12 protein-coding genes are annotated in these 15,216 nt (G+C 38.8%); 5 read left to right on the plus strand and 7 right to left on the minus strand.

Annotated features, from left to right (window positions below; translation table 11 throughout):
* Nucleotides 1-235 precede the first annotated feature (235 nt).
* Together ACH8JV_RS12595 and htpX are read left to right on the plus strand one after the other, a co-directional pair.
* Nucleotides 236-1,102, plus strand: a complete 867-nt coding sequence (locus ACH8JV_RS12595; protein ID WP_396521565.1) for a lytic transglycosylase domain-containing protein — start codon at nt 236-238, stop codon at nt 1,100-1,102.
* Between the two features lie 257 nt (nt 1,103-1,359).
* A complete protein-coding gene (gene htpX / locus ACH8JV_RS12600; protein ID WP_004699673.1) occupies nt 1,360-2,265 on the plus strand; it encodes a protease HtpX in 906 nt (301 codons plus the stop codon).
* A 39-nt stretch (nt 2,266-2,304) separates the two neighbouring features.
* Here the strand turns inward: htpX and ACH8JV_RS12605 are convergent, their stop codons facing one another.
* Both ACH8JV_RS12605 and ACH8JV_RS12610 read right to left on the minus strand, forming a co-directional pair.
* On the minus strand, nt 2,305-2,880 hold the full coding sequence (locus tag ACH8JV_RS12605) for a DUF4112 domain-containing protein (protein ID WP_396521567.1): 576 nt from the start codon (nt 2,878-2,880) through the stop codon (nt 2,305-2,307).
* Nucleotides 2,881-2,952: 72 nt separating this feature from the next.
* The gene (locus ACH8JV_RS12610; RefSeq protein ID WP_396521569.1) at nt 2,953-6,048 is read right to left on the minus strand and encodes a multidrug efflux RND transporter permease subunit; all 3,096 of its coding nucleotides are present in this window, start codon (nt 6,046-6,048) and stop codon (nt 2,953-2,955) included.
* Between the two features lie 264 nt (nt 6,049-6,312).
* Between ACH8JV_RS12610 and ACH8JV_RS12615 the strand changes: the two genes are divergently transcribed.
* Entirely contained in the window at nt 6,313-7,452 is a 1,140-nt protein-coding gene (locus tag ACH8JV_RS12615) for a glycerophosphodiester phosphodiesterase (protein WP_396521571.1), read from the plus strand.
* A 44-nt stretch (nt 7,453-7,496) separates the two neighbouring features.
* Here ACH8JV_RS12615 and ACH8JV_RS12620 read toward each other — a convergent pair whose 3' ends face one another.
* Nucleotides 7,497-8,459 carry an MBL fold metallo-hydrolase gene (locus ACH8JV_RS12620; RefSeq protein WP_263614438.1) on the minus strand — a complete coding sequence of 321 codons (963 nt, stop codon included), beginning with the start codon at nt 8,457-8,459 and terminating at the stop codon, nt 7,497-7,499.
* A 107-nt stretch (nt 8,460-8,566) separates the two neighbouring features.
* Here ACH8JV_RS12620 and ACH8JV_RS12625 point away from each other — a divergent pair, with 107 nt between their 5' ends.
* Complete coding sequence (locus ACH8JV_RS12625; protein ID WP_004699662.1) at nt 8,567-8,941, plus strand: diacylglycerol kinase; 375 nt, start codon at nt 8,567-8,569, stop codon at nt 8,939-8,941.
* Between the two features lie 172 nt (nt 8,942-9,113).
* Here ACH8JV_RS12625 and groL read toward each other — a convergent pair whose 3' ends face one another.
* From groL to ACH8JV_RS12645, 4 genes are all read right to left on the minus strand, one after another.
* Nucleotides 9,114-10,748 (minus strand): chaperonin GroEL, encoded by a 1,635-nt coding sequence (gene groL, locus ACH8JV_RS12630; RefSeq protein WP_134263511.1) that lies wholly within the window; start codon nt 10,746-10,748, stop codon nt 9,114-9,116.
* A 58-nt stretch (nt 10,749-10,806) separates the two neighbouring features.
* Nucleotides 10,807-11,097, minus strand: a complete 291-nt coding sequence (gene groES, locus ACH8JV_RS12635) for a co-chaperone GroES (protein ID WP_000065579.1) — start codon at nt 11,095-11,097, stop codon at nt 10,807-10,809.
* 185 nt (nt 11,098-11,282) lie between these two features.
* Entirely contained in the window at nt 11,283-12,041 is a 759-nt protein-coding gene (locus ACH8JV_RS12640) for a metallophosphoesterase family protein (protein ID WP_396463441.1), read from the minus strand.
* Nucleotides 12,022-12,960 carry a diacylglycerol/lipid kinase family protein gene (locus tag ACH8JV_RS12645; protein ID WP_396521573.1) on the minus strand — a complete coding sequence of 313 codons (939 nt, stop codon included), beginning with the start codon at nt 12,958-12,960 and terminating at the stop codon, nt 12,022-12,024. The genes ACH8JV_RS12640 and ACH8JV_RS12645 overlap by 20 nt, the downstream gene beginning before the upstream one ends.
* A gap of 391 nt (nt 12,961-13,351) precedes the next feature.
* Here ACH8JV_RS12645 and ACH8JV_RS12650 point away from each other — a divergent pair, with 391 nt between their 5' ends.
* Nucleotides 13,352-15,184 (plus strand): phosphoenolpyruvate carboxykinase (GTP), encoded by a 1,833-nt coding sequence (locus ACH8JV_RS12650; protein ID WP_233929914.1) that lies wholly within the window; start codon nt 13,352-13,354, stop codon nt 15,182-15,184.
* The last annotated feature ends 32 nt before the right edge of the window (nt 15,185-15,216 follow it).

A 15,216-nucleotide genomic window follows, 5' to 3' on the forward strand; every position in this document is an offset into this window, starting at 1 on the left:
TAAATTGATCATTTTTTAACCAATGATTTTTACCTTTAATTTTCAAATAGTTATTCAAGTCAATAGAATCATTTTAAAAAATTTTTTTAATTTTTTTTGATGATCATTCGAACAAAACAGCTTGATTTTTTAAAACAGCCAAAATAAAAAAAATTACACAAAACTTCTTTCTGTAATATTTTTTGATAAACTCTTTGACAAGTTTCGAATACCTTAAAATTGTGAATAACATAAAATGAAAAATTCGGTTCAATATCTTTTTTCTTGTTTGCTGGGGATGACCACTTTTTCGGTAGGTATAACGCCGACTTTTGCGGGTCAGATGTACGTTTACCAAGACAAAAATGGCAGTACTTTACTGACTAACCGTAAAAGCTATGACAATTCACTCAAGAAAGTAAAAGTGACTTACTATCCAGATAGTAATATTCATAGTTATACAAACTGGGGCGCTTCTGAAGCTTCTGTCCTACCGAGCTATAGCAGAAATAAAAATGCGTTTGACCATATTATTAAACAGGCCGCACAACAGCACGGTGTATCCGAAGGTTTAATTAAAGCGGTCATGCATACCGAATCTGGTTTTAATGTGAATGCTCACTCTCCAGTAGGTGCTCAAGGCCTAATGCAGCTGATGCCTGCAACTGCTCGCCGTTTTAATGTATCTAACGCCTATGATCCTCAGCAAAATATCTTTGCTGGTGCGAAATATCTAGGTTGGTTGCTCAAGCGTTTTAATGGCAATACGCAAATGGCGCTTGCTGCCTATAATGCTGGTGAAGGTAACGTAGATAAGTATGGTGGTATCCCTCCATTTCGTGAAACCCAAGATTATGTTCGCCGTGTAACTAGTCGATATCAAAACTTATATTCTTCTGGGGTAAGCCTTTCATCATTTAGTAACTCAAATATTTCTGCTCAAGCAGGAAATCCCCCTGTTTCGCCACAAGCCACCACACCTCAACAAGTATCGGCTAAACCTGTTAAATACTCTTCTAGGCGCCAAATCGTGACATTGTCAGATGGCACTTATACAGATGCTCCGACGGGTACTTATGTCACCAATAACGCAACAGCAATTGCACATATTAGAATCGAGTAAAGTTTAAAATCGCATGTATTGCGGTTAATCTTTTAACGAGATCCATTGTCTAAAAATTGTAATGATCTATTACCCCTACCCGAGTGTTTACACGCCCCTTATAAATAACTTGTTTAATTTAAATACATTCTTTCACAGGAAAGAATGTATCGATTCCTTATTTTTTCCTTGAATTTTTCCCCTAAGCGCCGCATATTAGCTGAGTGATTTATAATTTATAAATCAGATAATATTTTATTTATAAGAGGATTTTCTCAATGATGCGGATTGGTTTGTTTTTGCTTACCAACCTCGCGGTACTGGTTGTAGCTGGCATTATTTTGTCACTCTTCGGTGTCGGTAGTTACCATGGCGCGGGTGGCTTGAATCTAGGCAACCTTTTAGTCATCTGTTTTGTGTTTGGTATGGTGGGCTCTTTAGTCTCTCTATTTATGTCCAAATGGATGGCTAAGAAAACTACTGGTACAGAACTGATTGACCCAAATGCTCCTCGTAACCAAGCTGAAAGCTGGTTATTGCAAACAGTCGCTGAACTTTCTCAACGTGCTGGTATTAATATGCCAGAAGTTGGTATCTTCCCTTCATATCAGTCTAATGCCTTCGCAACAGGCTGGAATAAAAATGATGCCTTAGTTGCCGTTTCAAGCGGTCTACTTGAGCGTATGAACAAAGATGAGTTGCGTGCAGTACTTGCGCACGAGATCGGCCACGTTGCAAATGGTGACATGGTTACACTCGCACTCATTCAAGGTGTAGTAAACGCCTTTGTGATGTTCTTTGCTCGTGTAGTAGGTGACTTTATCGACCGTAATGTTTTTGGTCGTCAAGACAACGAAGCCCCTGGTATGGGTTATTTCCTCATTACGATGGTTCTAGATATCGTGTTCGGTATTCTTGCTTCAGCTATTGTGATGTGGTTCTCTCGTTACCGTGAATACCGTGCTGATGAAGCTGGTGCACGTTTAGCTGGTAAACAAGCAATGATTTCTGCTTTATTACGTTTGCAAGCTGAAACAGAGTTACCTGACCAAATGCCAAAAGAAATGAAAGCGTTCGCTATTGCGGAAGGTAAAGAACAAGGCTTTAGTTTAGCTGCTTTGTTCCAAACTCACCCATCTATCGAACAGCGTGTAGCAGCTCTACATCAGTTAGATTGCCCATAATACACTAAATAAAAAAGCCTCCTTTTGGAGGCTTTTTTATTAGGCTGAATGAGCAAGTCCCCAAAGAAAACTAATTCCCCACCACATCGCAAAACCAATCAGAACAAGCACTAATACCCCTAATAAATCCGGTATATGTAGCCATAGCCAACTCACAACAGGATTACGCCAGAAGGCTGACTGTTGCTGTTTCTTTTCAAGCTTTTCATGTAAATACGGATGAATAACATGTATATCACTTTGAATCGCATATTCTTCACGTATATGGGTATGAACCACATCTAATGCTTTTCTACTAGGGCGTATAAAAATATCGAAAATAGTCCCTGCAACAGGAACACAGCCCACCACAGCATCCACTACAGCCAATTTTATGACTGGAGTGAGCTTATGCTGCGGTACACCAATTTGCTTGGCTTTATATATGGCATAGCAAGTCAGAACAAAACCCGCTACATCACCCGCAATAGGAATAGTACTTAGCGCCGCATCGGCACCAATACCCTGCTTTGTAAAAGGGATACGGACGGCGCTATCCATCATCGTTGCGAATTTAGCCAGATCTCGTTCTAATGCAATGACCTGTTGCTGTGTTAATTTTTTTTCTTGAGGCATCTAAATCAAATATATGAAGAGAAGTTAAACTTAATATACTTGATTTAATGCCTATTTTTAAATTGTTTGCTTTTAACTCGAAGCTTTCGATTTAAACAGTGAGCGTAATAACACGTACATAACTGGAATAAAGAATAAAACCAGCACAGTACCAAACATCACACCGCCTAAAATACTAATCCCGATTTCTTGACGACTTATAGCACCAGCGCCCTGTGCAAACACAAGTGGAATCACACCAGCGCCGAAGGCTAAAGAAGTCATTAGAATCGGTCTTAAACGCAAGCTCGCCCCTTCTAAAGCAGCCTGAATAGCATTCTTTCCTTTCTCTTGGGCTAATGCAGCAAACTCAACAATTAAAATTGCGTTTTTACATGACAATCCAATCGTGGTTAGAAGTGCAATTTGGAAATACACATCATTTGGCAAACCAAAGATATAAGAGAAAATAACACTTCCTCCAACACCTAATGGAATAGAAGTCATCACGGCAGCAGGAATGCTCAAGCTTTCATATAACGCTGCTAAACATAAGAAAATAAAACCTGCCGAAATCAGATATAACCATATCGCCTGATTTGTCGACTTCTGTTCTTCAAAAGACAAGCCCGTCCAAGCCAAACCAATATCTTTTTGCTGGTTTACGAGTTGCTCAACATCTTTCATAGCCTGACCAGAACTGCTATTACTCGCAACATCTGCCTGTAATTGTAAAGCACTATATCCCATATAGCGTTTTACAATTTCCGGAGCACCGCCCCAGCTAAAGTTAGCAAATGAGCTAAAAGGTACCATTTCATTTTGGCTATTACGCACAGACCAATTATATAAATCTTCAGGTTTAGATCTGAACTCGGCATCACCTTGAATCATGACACGTTTAATACGGCCCCGATCAATAAAGTCATTTACGTAAGTTCCGCCCCATGCGCTCGACAAGGTATTATTAATTGCCGAGAGTTCCAAACCATTTGCCAAAGCCTGTTTCTGGTCAATCTTGATATTCAGATTCGCTTTACTATTGGTAGACTGCTTATCAAAGTTTTCGAAAGTTGAATAGTTTTTACTTTGAGCCTGTAACTGACGGAACATACCATCTAAGAAGTTTTGCCCTTGACCATTTAAATCTTGAATCCAGAAATCTAAGCCATCGGTCTGACCCAAACCATTTACCGATGGTGGTAAGGTCACGTTAATTTGAGCATTACTAAAATTTCTAAAATATTTCATTGCGCGCTTTTGTATAGCGTCAGCCGAGTCCTCTTTAGCCGTACGTACATCCCAAGGTTTTAAAGCAATAAAGCCTTGCGCTAAGTTTTGCCCTGTACCGGCATTATTTCGACCATAACGAATTAAAACCAGATCAACATTCTTATCTTCTTTACTGAGAAAATACTGGCGCACTTGCTCACCAATTTTTTTACTCTCAGACATGGGAGCGCTATCTACTAGCTTAATTTGAACACTTAAAATGCCTTGGTCTTCTTTAGGAATAAATCCGCTTTTCAAACCACTATAGAACAGCGAAAAAATAGCAATCAGCGCCACAAAAATTACAATAACCGATTTACTGTAGTGAATACTCGTCTGAACAAGCTTGATATATTTATTTTTAAGTTGATCAATTTTTTGGTTAAACCACACTGCCCAACGCATAGGTTCAGGATTTGGTTTTAAAATTAATGCACATAATGCAGGCGTTAAAATAAGTGCAACCGTAAGCGATAATGCCATAGCAGCAACTAAAGTAATGGAAAACTGACGGTAAATCACGCCAATTGAGCCACCTAAAAAAGACATTGGTATAAAAACAGCCGTTAAAACCAATGTAATGCCGACTAAGGCACCACTAATTTCACCCATTGACTCAATTGCAGCTTCTTTAGGGCTTAAGTGCTGTTCATGCATGAGCCGCTCAACGTTTTCCACGACTACAATGGCATCATCCACTAACAAGCCAATCGCGAGTACCAGCGCAAATAACGTTAAAGTGTTAATGCTAAAACCGAGCACATATAAAACAGCAAAAGTTCCTAAAATAACTACCGGAACGGTAATACTCGGAATGAGTGTCGCGCGCCAGCTTTGTAAAAACAGGAACATCACCAAAATTACTAAAATAATAGCTTCTACAAGGGTCTTTACAACTTCCTTAATTGACTCTTGGACAAACGGCGTATTATCTCGCGGATAAACGATTTTATAGCCTGCTGGTAGTTTCGTTGAAAGCTGATCTAAGGTTTGATGGATGAGCTTAGAGGTTTGAATCGCATTCGCACCTGAAGATAAAGAAATACTTACCCCTGCGGCAGGATAACCATTAATCGTATTCAAAAATTGATAGTTTTCTGCCCCTAGCTCTACTCTAGCAATATCTTTTAAATAAACATAACCTGCCGATTTATTCGATTTTACGACAATATTTTTAAAGTCCTCGACTGTTTTTAGTCGAGACCCTGCGGTGACTTTCGTATTTAAATATTGACCGTCAATGACTGGTAAATCGCCAATCGCACCTGCAGCAACTTGGGTGTTTTGGGCAGTGATTGCGCTCGCAACATCACTTGGCATTAAATTATATTGCTTTAACTTCTCTGGATTTAACCAGATACGCATCGCATATTGTGAACCAAATATATCTGTTTCACCCACCCCCTCAATACGGTTCAGGTTATCGACGACATGCGTAGTTAAATAATCCGACAGCTCAATATTTCCGGTTTTACCAGTTGAGTCATATAAGCCAATCACCATAAAAGTATCGCCTAAAGACTTGGTAACGGTAACACCTTGGCGCTGAACTTCATCGGGTAAACGGCGTATGACACCACTAATGCTATTTTGAACTTGTACCTGAGCAGTATCCGGGTTGGTTCCATTATCGAAACTAATGGTAATTCGGCTACGCCCAGATGAATCACTTGATGAGCTAAAATAGAGTAAGTGATCAATCCCTTGTATTTGTTGTTCTAAAATTTGGGTAACGCTTTGCTCAACCGTTTGTGCATCTGCCCCGCTATAACTTGCCGACACTGTAATTTTCGGAGGTGCAATATCGGGATACCGTTCTACGGGCAAATGCATCACCGAAAAAATACCAAAAGCCATAACAATGATCGCCAGTACATTGGCAAAAATGGGGCGCTGAATAAAAAATTTAGATAGCATGGCTGCTCGGTATGGTGTCGTTAATTAACAGGAGAAAATGCCGCTTTGAGACCTTGTGATCATCAACGAGCGGTGTAAAAAAGACAAGTGGAATTAAAACAATAAATGTAATTAAGACAAAAACAAAGCGTGTTTCATTATTTCCAACAAAGCAATAAAGAACCAGTTAAATAGTGTCACTTAAAATTCATGAATTCTTCATCATCACGTCAAACTAAATCCCAATACTTGAGTCGTTTCAATTAAAACAATATGAGTAGAATTATGTTTAGAAAAGCACTTTTATGCTTAAGTTTAATTAGCTTGGTCGGTTGTAATGACGATGATAAAACCGAAACAACCCCAACCACACCAGAATATCAACTTCCTAAAATTTTAGTCATCGGACACCGTGGCGCAAGCGCTTTACGTCCTGAACATACTTTGGCTTCATATCAAAAAGCCATTGATGATGGTGCTGACTTTATTGAACCCGACTTAGTGTCAACGAAAGATGGTGTATTGGTTACGCGTCATGAAAACGAAATTGGTGGGACCACCAATATCAGTACCCTTGCCCAATTTGCAGACCGTAAAACCACCAAAAATATTGATGGTGTAAATTTAACGGGTTGGTTTACGGAAGACCTCACCTTAAATGAATTACAACAAGTTAAAGCACGTGAGCGTATTCCTGAGTTTCGACCAGCAAATACGGCTTACAATGACCTCTATTCAATTCCGACACTCGAACAAGTCATTGAACTTGCCGAAGCAAATTATAAAAAAACTGGCAAGATTATTGGTTTATATATCGAAACCAAACATCCAACTTATTTTAAAAATAAAAATTTGGCTATGGAGGACACACTTCTTAAAACTCTTGCCAAATATCAATATACACGTGATATCGCACCTATCTATTTGCAATCGTTTGAAGTCAGCAATTTAAAATATTTAAAAGATCAACTTGATCTTCATAAGACGCTTAAACATGCACAAATCATTCAGTTATATGAGGCAAAAACATCTCGACCAGCCGACTTTGTTGAATCTGGCGTGTCTAAAACATATGGTGATTTAGCCACAGCACAAAGCTTAAAAGATGTTGCTAAATATGCAAATGGCGTAGGGCCAAGCAAAAACTATATTCTCAGTTTCAATAATGATGGTTCAGTACAAACCACTTCATTTATTACAGATGCGCATGCCGCTGGTTTAAAAGTACATCCTTATACTTTCCGCCCAGAAAATAACTTCTTACCACAGCCTTTAAAATGTAGCGATAAACCTGCTGAACGTTGTCCAACAGGTGCTCTAAAAGAGTTTGAAGCATATTTCAAAGCAGGTGTGGATGGTGTCTTTACAGATGATCCAGCACTCGGCCGTGAAGCAGTCAATAATTTTGAGAAAGCAACTAAATAGTTAAATGCTTAATAAAAAACAGGGCATTCAATGCCCTGTTTTTTTTACTTATCAAGACTGTTATTAAAATATAAAGGAATCCACTGATATTGTTCTGCATTCACTTTATACACATGGCCAATTCCAGGGAATGGCAAATGTGGAGCAGCTACCCATTGCTGTTTATTTGAAATTTCAGCAAACATTTTCAAACGAGTGTTGATTGCCTGTTCAGAATTTACATCAAAATCTACACCAGTTTTTGGAGCATCAAACTGTAAAGAATGTGAGTGGACAATGTCACCTACAAAGACAATTTGTTGACCTTTACTCTTCAAACGGAAGCTATGGTGACCCGGTGTGTGGCCTTGTGTATTGATCACTTCAAAACCTTGAATGACATCGCCATCTTTAAAGGTTTTAAATGCTTTTTTCGCTTCATACGGCGCAAGTGCAGCTTTTACATTTTTAACAGTGCCTAAATAATTTTCTTTTTGATTTGCTGGTACTGTTTTTTCAGAAGCTGGGTTTAACCAGTAATCTGCTTCACGTTCATGCGCATAAATCGTTGCATTAGGAAATACTGCTTTTCCATCTTTAGCAATTCCACAAACATGGTCTGGGTGCAAATGTGTCAATAAAACCGTTTTCACATTCGCAAGTTGATAGCCTGCCAGTTCAAGATTTTTAGCAATTGAACCCAACTGTGGGCCAAAACAACTTGAAGCTCCACTATCAACAAGCGTTAAACTTTTACCGTCATCTACCAAGAATGCATTTACCGAAGTTTGAATCCCCTTCTCATTAACAGCAGCGTACTTGGTTAAAATTTTAGTCTTCTCAGCCTGACTCAAATTTTTGAACAACTTAGGGTCTAAATAAATGGTACCGTCAAGTAAAGAGGTGATGCGGTAATTACCAAATTGATGCTTATAATATCCCGGTACTTGCTGAGCTGAAGCAGGCTCTGCATAGCTTACATGTAAGCCACCCATGACAAGTCCTAATGCTACAAATAGTTTTTTCATCTCTTCTTCTCTATCAAATTATAAAGTCAAAATCTTTAAAAAAGATTTAATATTTTTTTTGAGGGCCGCGATATATAATGCATGAAAAGTGTTAAAAATATAAGTGAATGAATAGTTATTCTCCCTACAAAGGCAAAAGCGGACTTAAGCGCATCTTGAATGCGACAGGTTATTCAATTTCAGGATTTAAGGCAGCTTATAAAAATGAAGCCGCTTTCCGACAAATTGTTTTAATTAATGTTGTGCTTATCCCTACTAGCTTTTTCCTAGATGTGACTCGTGGCGAACATGCACTTATGGTCGTTGTATGTTTATTTGCAATTATTGTAGAACTATTCAATTCTGCGATTGAGGCAGTAGTTGACCGCGTATCACTTGAAAAACATCAACTCTCTAAAAATGCCAAAGATATGGGAAGTGCTGCACAGTTTGTTGCACTGTCTATTATTGCGGTTACATGGCTTATCATTTTATTAGGCTAAAAAAAACCATGCTTATAAAAGGATAAGCATGGTGTAACAAAAAAGAGGAACTACAGCTACTGTTCCTGACTATAAGTTTAAGAATATCAACTTAACTTTTTCTTAATTTATATAAGAAATAAAAAAAATCCCTGCAAATGCAGGGATTTTTTTATTTAGACGTTGATGTTTATTACATCATGCCGCCCATTCCACCCATACCGCCCATATCTGGAGCAGCTGGTTTGTCTTCAGGAATGTCAGTAATCATACATTCTGTAGTCAACATTAAGCCAGCAACAGAAGCAGCGTGCTCAAGTGCAGAACGAGTTACTTTAGCTGGGTCAAGAATACCCATTTCTAGCATATCGCCATATTCACCAGTTGCAGCGTTGTAACCGAAGTTACCTTCACCTTTCTTAACTGCATTGATTACTACAGATGGCTCATCACCAGCGTTCGCAACGATTTGACGAAGTGGAGCTTCGATCGCACGACGTAAAATGTTGATACCTGCAGTTTGGTCTTCGTTAGCACCTTTCAAGCCGTCAAGAACGTTTACAGCACGTACAAGCGCAACACCACCACCTGCAACAACACCTTCTTCAACTGCTGCACGAGTTGCATGAAGAGCGTCGTCTACGCGGTCTTTCTTCTCTTTCATTTCAACTTCAGTTGCTGCACCGATTTTAATTACAGCAACACCGCCTGCCAATTTAGCAACGCGTTCTTGTAATTTCTCACGGTCATATTCTGAAGTAGATTCTTCGATTTGAGCACGGATTTGTTGAACACGCTCAGCGATAGCAGCAGCATCACCAGCACCGTCAACAATAACTGTGTTTTCTTTAGAAACAGTGATTTTGTGCGCTGTACCTAAATCTTGAAGAGTCGCTTGTTCTAAAGACATACCAACTTCTTCAGAAATTACAGTTGCGCCAGTCAAGATTGCGATGTCTTGAAGCATAGCTTTACGACGGTCACCGAAACCAGGAGCTTTAACAGCACACACTTTGATAATACCGCGCATGTTGTTTACAACAAGAGTTGCAAGCGCTTCACCTTCAACATCTTCCGCGATGATAAGAAGTGGTTTACCAGTTTTAGCAACTGCTTCTAAAACAGAAATCAATTCACGAATGTTGCTGATTTTTTTATCAACAAGAAGGATGAATGGATTTTCAAGTTCAGCAGTCAAAGTATCTTGCTTGTTAGCAAAGTACGGAGAGATATAACCACGGTCAAACTGCATACCTTCTACAACGTCTAATGCGTCTTCGAAGCCAGAACCTTCTTCTACAGTGATTACGCCTTCTTTACCTACTTTTTCCATCGCTTGAGCGATAAGTTTACCAACAGTAGTATCAGAGTTAGCAGAGATAGAACCAACTTGTTCAATTGCTTTGAAATCATCAGCTGGTTTAGCAATAGAACGGATATTTTCAACTACAGTTTTTACTGCAATGTCGATACCGCGTTTTAAATCCATTGGGTTCATACCAGCAGTTACTGATTTGATACCTTCGTTTAAAATTGCTTGAGCAAGTACAGTCGCAGTTGTTGTACCGTCACCAGCGATGTCGTTAGTTTTGCTTGAAACTTCACGAACAAGTTGAGCACCCATGTTTTCAAACTTGTCTTTTAATGAAATTTCTTTAGCAACAGTTACACCGTCTTTAGTGATGTGCGGCGCACCGAAAGAACGGTCGATCACAACGTTACGGCCTTTAGGACCCAAAGTCACTTTAACTGCATCTGCAAGCACGTTTACGCCTGCAATCATTTTTGAGCGAGCTGAATCACCAAATTTTACGTCTTTAGCTGACATATTAAACTCCGAATCTTTTTAAATACTGAATCTGATAATGAATTGAGTTATGGATCGATTAGCCTTCTAATACAGCTAAGATGTCTGACTCTTTCATGATTAAGAGTTCTTCACCGTTTACTTTAACTGTTGTACCTGCATAAGTACCAAATAACACCTTGTCACCAACTTTAACATCCAAAGCACGTACGCCGTTATCAGTGATTTGACCATTACCTACTGCAATTACTTCACCTTGAGATGGTTTTTCAGCAGCAGAACCTGGCAATAAAATACCGCCAGCAGTTTTGGTTTCTTCTTCTACACGACGAATCACAACGCGATCATGTAATGGACGAATGTTGCTCATAATTAACTCCATCAGACTTAGTCTTTTTGATTAATCGTTATTGCCTTAATCCAGAGCAATAACAAAATATTTAGATGTCACTTTTGTGGGGATGAAAAAAATGGCTTCAAGGGGAAATAAGAAAAATTTTCTTCTTTTTTGAATATTTTTTAAACAATCAAATATTTAATCTCATCTAAACCAAATCAATCTGAAGTGAATTCAGCCAACTGTTCATTGAACCAGTAATGCTGAATCTTTCCTGTATTTGAAACTGTATTAAAGCTATTCGGATTGTGATGATATAAACGAGTAGAAGTTGCTGTACCCGCATGAATATCATATATAGGATGGTCTATTTCCAGATGGTAAATCTGAGTTAAATCATATATAGCCGTTTTATGAAGATGACCATGCAGCATTCCAAATAATCCGGTTGTACTCCACTTTTCTAAAGCAATTTTTCCCAAAACGGGACAATCCTTTATGCCATGCTTATTATCGGGTGGTGTATAAAAGGGTTGATGAAAAACCACCAGCTTTATTTTATCTTTTGGGGCTTTTTCTAAACGCTCATAAGTATCTTGAATTTGTTCAATCGAAATATGCCCACGTGTGTGATAACGACGACGTATGCTGTTTACCCCAACAATATAGAAATGTTCGGTTTCTAAAGTCGGCTCTAGTTCACCAAAGAAATATCGATATCGGGTAAATGGAGAAAAAAAACGGTTCCAGACATGATACAAAGGAATATCATGATTTCCAGGCACAACAAGATAAGGAATATTGAGGCTATCTAAAAACTGCCGACATTTAAAAAATTGTTCATATTTAGCACGCTGAGTAACATCGCCACTCACGACAATCACTTCAGGCGTTTGCTGAATACAAAAATGTCTTATTGCCTCTAAACACTCTTTTTTTTCTGTCCCAAAGTGTAAATCAGACAGATGTAATAACATTCGGCACCATAATATTTAAAGCATTTTTTTCTACAGTGAAATTTAGAGGTGGTTTCATCTCTATGATTTCACCATCTAAAGCAACTGTGAGTTTCGATTTCTTTGCACATTCCACCACAACATGATCTGCACAAAAACTATATACATCTTCTGCATCTTCAACTTTACCTTGAACCCATTGCCAAAGCATATGCAGCAAACTCAGCTTATCACTTTTTGTAATTACAACTCCAGCCACTCTTCCCTGCGCCGCACACTCTGCAATCCTGAGTTTCATATCACACAACTGTAGTTGGTTATTTCCAAAGAAAATAAGAGGCGCTTTAACGGGATATTTTTTCCCATCTACTGTTATAGATAGCTTCATTGACTTATTTTCTCTTAATAAAACATCTAAAGCTGAGGTATAAGCGTGTAAAGGAAGTCTTCCTAAATATTTATTGTAGAGTTCGCGCTTTTTAATAAAGAGGGGGTATAGACCTAAACTGGCATTATTCAAATAAATATGATCATTGATGGCAGCTATATGAACCGATCGAGGTGTGCCCGTGGCAATAACTTCGGCAGCGTCCAAAAGATCTAGCGGAATATCTAAAACTTTAGCCACATAATTAAAAGTACCTAAAGGCAAAACTCCCATTGGGATAGAAGTATTTTTAAGTTTAGAAGCGACAGCATTTAAAGTGCCATCTCCCCCTGCTGCAACAACTACCCCTATATTTTCGTTTTGTGAATGTCGATGAATCACGTTATTCATCAGATCATCAAACAATGTATTTTCATTTAATTCAAAAACTTGTATCTCAAAACCATGTTCAGTGAGTACAGTCATCAGTTGCTCATAAACATCTTCATGTTTCGAAGCATGAAATCCTGATTTTTCGTTATAGATGATCGAAAGAGGTTTCAAAGGCCGCATTTTATTATCGTAAAGTGGGATGTTTATTCTATTTTGTACACAAAATCACCTATTAAAAGTCTCTTTATGTAAATTTTGAATGATCTTCATTTGTTTAATCAATAATAATTCTCAAGAAAAATTTAAGAGTTAATTTGTTGATTTAAAACAAAATAATTTAAGTAAATAACACACATACAACATAAAAATATAAAAGTAAAAACCTTATAAAAAACTATAAACAAATGATTTTCATTAAAAAATGATCGGAATTCCAAATATCTAATTGTTAGTCTTTAGTCTTATTTTTTTTATGATTTTATGCTTTAATACAGCCACTTTTTTATTTGATCTTTCATTGTACCCCAATGAATAGACTTGTACGTTGTACATATTTTGAATAGGCCTCACCATGACCACAGTGAACGCACCAGAATTCGTTCGTCATCCTAAGCTTATAGCATGGGTTGAAGAAATTGCAAACTTAACCAAACCAGCAAAAATCGAATGGTGTGACGGAAGCGAAGAAGAGTATCAACGTCTAATCGACTTGATGATCGCTAACGGCACCATGCAGAAATTAAACCAAGAAAAACATCCTGGTTCTTATCTTGCAAATTCTGACCCATCTGACGTTGCGCGTGTTGAAGATCGTACTTACATCTGCTCTCAAAATAAAGAAGATGCTGGTGCGACAAACAACTGGGAAGATCCAGCTGTTATGCGTGAAAAATTAAATGGTTTATTTGAAGGTTCAATGGAAGGCCGTACGATGTACGTTGTTCCTTTCTCTATGGGTCCTTTAGGTAGCCATATTGCTCATATCGGTATCGAGTTAACTGACTCTCCTTACGTTGCTGTTAGCATGCGTAAAATGGCTCGTATGGGTAAAGCAGTTTATGACGTATTAGGTACAGACGGCGAATTTGTTCCTTGTGTACACACAGTAGGTGCTCCACTTGCTGAAGGTCAAAAAGACGTTGCTTGGCCTTGTAACCCAGAGAAATATATCGTTCATTATCCAGAGACTCGTGAAATCTGGTCTTTCGGTTCTGGTTACGGCGGTAACGCATTACTTGGTAAAAAATGTTTAGCTCTTCGTATCGCTTCTGTCATGGGCCGCGAACAAGGTTGGTTAGCTGAACACATGCTTATTCTTGGTGTAACTAACCCTCAAGGTGAAAAACACTACATCGCTGCTGCATTCCCATCTGCTTGTGGTAAAACAAACTTTGCGATGTTAATTCCACCAGCAGGTTATGAAGGTTGGAAAATCGAAACTGTAGGTGACGATATTGCTTGGATCAAACCAGGTGAAGACGGTCGCTTATATGCGATTAACCCTGAAGCTGGTTTCTTCGGTGTAGCGCCTGGTACAAATACCAAGACTAACCCGAACTGTATGGCAACTCTTCATAAAGATGTTATCTATACAAACGTAGCGGTAACTGAAGATGGCCAAGTATGGTGGGAAGGTCTTTCTAAAGAAGTTCCAACAAACTTAACGAACTGGAAAGGTCAACCTCACGTAAACGGCGAAAAAGCAGCACATCCAAATGCGCGTTTCACTGTTGCAGCAGGTCAATGTCCATCTATCGATGCTGATTGGGAAAACCCAGCAGGTGTTCCAATTTCTGCATTCATCTTTGGTGGTCGCCGTGCAGATACAGTTCCTTTAGTTTCTGAAGCTTTTGACTGGGTTGACGGTGTATATAAAGCTGCAACTATGGGTTCTGAAACTACTGCTGCTGCTGTTGGTCAACAAGGTATTGTTCGTCGTGACCCATTCGCGATGCTTCCATTTGCTGGCTACAACATGGCTGACTACTTTGACCACTGGTTAAGCCTTGGTGCAAAAGTAAGCGAGAAAGCTGAAGCTTCTGGCAACAAATTACCGAAAATCTTCAACGTAAACTGGTTCCGTCGTGATGCTGAAGGCAACTTCGTATGGCCTGGTTTCGGTCAAAACATGCGTGTTCTTGAGTGGATCATTGACCGCTGTGAAGGTCGTGCAAACGCTGTTGAAACACCAATCGGTTTTGTTCCAACATATGAAGACTTGAACTGGAAAGGCACTGAGTTCAGCAAAGAACAATTTGACCTTATCACTACTCAAGATAAAGACCAGTGGGTTACTGAAATTGAAAGCCACACTGAGTTATTCAACAAACTTGGCGAGCGCTTACCAAAAGCATTAAAAGAACGTCAAGCAGCATTACTTGAAGCTGTAAAAACTGGCTTCTAATTGCCCAATATAAAAAAGGCCGCTTTATGCGG

It is taken from the genome of Acinetobacter sp. ABJ_C5_2 (genome assembly GCF_044538485.1).
GTDB lineage: Bacteria > Pseudomonadota > Gammaproteobacteria > Pseudomonadales > Moraxellaceae > Acinetobacter > Acinetobacter nosocomialis_A.